Origin of the sequence: Haladaptatus sp. (assembly GCF_049589095.1) — an archaeon.
Lineage (GTDB): Archaea > Halobacteriota > Halobacteria > Halobacteriales > Haladaptataceae > Haladaptatus.
This window is the reverse complement of record NZ_JBAWAC010000030.1, coordinates 1-1,808: the sequence shown is the minus strand read 5'-3', so window position 1 is coordinate 1,808 and position 1,808 is coordinate 1. Positions and strand designations below refer to the sequence as shown.

The 1,808-nt window shown below is 64.7% G+C and carries 1 protein-coding gene and 1 pseudogene; one reads left to right on the top strand and one right to left on the bottom strand.

The features are described 5' to 3' along the window. Window positions 1-176 precede the first annotated feature (176 nt). A pseudogene (locus WBV42_RS01070) lies at window positions 177-1,253 on the top strand (PKD domain-containing protein); the annotation flags it as partial. Window positions 1,254-1,621: 368 nt separating this feature from the next. On the opposite strand, the gene WBV42_RS01065 reads toward WBV42_RS01070, so the two are convergent. Beyond that, window positions 1,622-1,783 (bottom strand): hypothetical protein, encoded by a 162-nt coding sequence (locus WBV42_RS01065; RefSeq protein WP_423984400.1) that lies wholly within the window; start codon window positions 1,781-1,783, stop codon window positions 1,622-1,624. Between the last annotated feature and the right edge of the window lie 25 nt (window positions 1,784-1,808).

The following is a 1,808-nucleotide window of genomic DNA, read 5'->3' as shown; positions in this document are numbered from 1 at the left end:
GTCGTATGCGGACGCGAGAGGACAGAAAAATTTAATGTTCCGTGCCAGATGTAAATATTATTTTATAGTAATGGGTGAATTTAAATCGTTGTGCTCTCAAACCAACCATGAGGGTCGGTCACACAGTTTCGGCACACCGATGCCGGTCGTGACTCACGACCCCGTCAACCGAACTCATGAAACAAACGCGACGAAACGTACTACGTAAGGTATCGGCACTTTCGGCACTGACGCTCGGCGCGAGCGGGCTGGTGGCGGCGGCCGACTGCAGTGGTTACTCCGACTGGCAGTCGGACGTCGCCTACACGGACGGCGACCGTGTCGTCTACGACGGCGCGCTGTGGGAGGCCCAGTGGTGGACCCAAGCCAACGAACCCGAAACGAGCGACTCCGTCTGGGTGAAGGTCGACCCGTGCGACGGGAGCGGCGGCGGTGGTGACGGTGGCGACGGCGGGGACGGCAACACGGACCCGACCGCCTCGTTTACCGCGAACCCAATCTCACCCGCACCGGGTGAGGCAACCACGTTCGACGCATCGGGGTCGTCCGACTCGGACGGGTCGGTGGCGTCCTACGACTGGACGTTCGGCGACGGCAGCAGCGCGACCGGCCAAAGCGTCACGCACAGCTACGGCAGCGCTGGTAGCTACACCGTCACGCTGACCGTGACCGACGACGCCGGGGCGACCGGGTCGGCCAGCAGTAGCGTCTCGGTCGGCGATTCGGGCGGCGGCACCGCCAAGGACGACGACGCGTTCGCCCCGTACGAGGGGACGTGGGGCGACGTCGTCGGAGACACGACCGGCGCGAACACCGACCGCATCGTCGTGTCGTTCCTCGGCGACGGGACGTCCGGCGACGGCGTGAACCCCGGCTGGCTCACATCGAGCGGGCAACGCCCGGTGTCGGACTTCTCGGACGAGATTTCGACGCTCCAGAGCCAGGGTGTAGACGTGTGGGTCTCCATCGGCGGCTGGGACGGCCGCGTGGTCGCCCGCGACGCGACGGACGCCACCGAACTGAAGGAGGCATACGAGGGGATCCTCGACACGTTGGGCGTCACCCACCTCGACATCGACGACGAGAACGCGGACGAATCCGGACGCGACGGGAGCGTCTACCAACTCCGCAACGAGGCGCTGGCGATGCTCCAGTCAGAACGGCCCGAGGTGACGGTCAGCTACACCGTTCCGGCGGGACAGAACGGCATCGAGAACCGGAACTACGCCCCCGCGCGGGACATGGTCTCGGACGCGGTCCAGCAGGGCGTCGAACTGGAGTACGTGAACATCATGACGATGGACTTCAACCCGACGACTGCGGACATCGTCGCCTCCGCAGGACAGGGAACCGTCGATTGGCTCGCGGGAATCTACCCGAACAAGTCTGAAGCCGAACGTGGCCGAACCCGGGTTCACGACCGACACCGCCCAGCAGGTGCTCGATTGGGCCGAGGAGAAGGACATCGGCCTGCTGAGTTTCTGGGCGCTGCACAAATCGAACGCGGCGGCGTACGCCGACGTGTTCCACCAGTTCGAGGACGACGAGGACTGAGTGGGAAAGAGGGAAAACGGACAGGGCGAGCGAAAGAGCGGACAGAGCGAACGACCCGCGAAGCGGGTCAGTTCGCGCCGTTTTTCGGTTCCCACTCCACGTCCTCGTCCAGCGGGAACATCGGACGTGGGGTTTTTTCGTACGGCAGATCGGCAAGCCGCTGGTTCGTGTCGCCGGGCGTGAGCGCGAACAGCTCCTGCGCCGCGACCGCTTTCCACGCGGGACTCAGGTAGCCGCTCTTCAGGACGATGCAG